The organism is Aeromonas sp. QDB14 (assembly GCF_027707845.1).
In the GTDB taxonomy this organism is placed as follows: domain Bacteria; phylum Pseudomonadota; class Gammaproteobacteria; order Enterobacterales; family Aeromonadaceae; genus Aeromonas; species Aeromonas caviae.
On sequence record NZ_JAPCJD010000189.1, the window covers coordinates 1 to 1,088 of the forward strand.

2 protein-coding genes are annotated in these 1,088 nt (G+C 55.1%); one reads left to right on the forward strand and one right to left on the reverse strand.

All coding sequences use genetic code 11. The features are described 5' to 3' along the window. Positions 1–35: 35 nt before the first annotated feature. Positions 36–983: an IS30 family transposase gene (locus PG887_RS22430; RefSeq protein ID WP_031285326.1), complete on the reverse strand. Its 948-nt coding sequence runs from the start codon at positions 981–983 to the stop codon at positions 36–38. Here PG887_RS22430 and PG887_RS22435 point away from each other — a divergent pair. Further along, on the forward strand, positions 882–1,088 hold a 207-nt coding region (locus PG887_RS22435), incomplete at its 3' end, for a hypothetical protein (protein WP_206635992.1). The genes PG887_RS22430 and PG887_RS22435 overlap by 102 nt on opposite strands.

Here is a 1,088-nt window from a genome sequence, read left to right on the forward strand (position 1 = left end):
CGCGAATTCAACTCCGAAGTGCAACACCCGCCAAATCAAGCAACCTGTCGTAGTTCATCAAACACGATCTGCGGTTGCCTGAAATCCAAACATTTGCGCGGTCTAAGGTTGAGTCGCCGCTCGAAGGCCGACAACTCATCCGGGCTGAGCTGGCTCAGGTCGCTGCCCTTGGGCACATACTGCCGCAACAAGCCATTGCTGTTCTCGTTCAGACCTCGCTCCCACGCGCTGTATGGATGCGCGAAGTAAAACTGGGCATTTAGCACCTTGGCTACTCGCTCATGTTCCACAAATTCACTGCCATTGTCCGCGGTGATTGTATGAACATGTGCCTTGTAGGGCTCTAGCATGCAGATGATGGCATCGGCCACTGCAGCTGCCGTCTTGGCAGGCACATACTGCACTAGGTAGAGTCGGCTCTTACGCTCGGCCAGTGTCACGATGGCACCACTACCTTGTTTGCCCGAAACGGTATCCACCTCCCAGTCACCCAATCGGCTACGAGAGTCGACTATCGCTGGGCGCTCATCGATCGATACCGGGTTGGGGATCACGCAGCGCTTGGCATTCTGTCCCTTACGGTAACGTTTGTGGCCTTGCCGCAAGTGACGGAACAGCTTGCCACCGTTGGCCTTATCCTGCGCCACATAGCGGTAGATCCACTCATGACTGACAGGGCAACCAATGCGCCTGCAGACCGAGCTTATCTGCTCCGGACTCCAGTCTGCGGCCAACGCCATGGTCACGAAAATAAGGGTATCTTCCGGGACACGATATTTGCTGCTGGAACATCGTCGCAGGGTGGCCGATTGATGAGCCTCTGCTGGTTGATAACCTTGCGCACACCGGTTGCGACGGAGTTCGCGACTAATGGTGGATGGATGCACACCCACCTTGCGGGCAATCATTGCTTGGCTCAAGCCATGGTCATGAAGGCAGGCGATCTGGTATCGTTGTCCTTCGGTCAACTGATGGTATCTCATGGTGTTCCGCTTTGTTTCTTTGGCGAGAAGAAGCGTACCAGAACCGGCAGTTGGCCTCTTCTCTCCTATGCACCATGGGTGTTGCAGTTATTATCTGAATTCGCG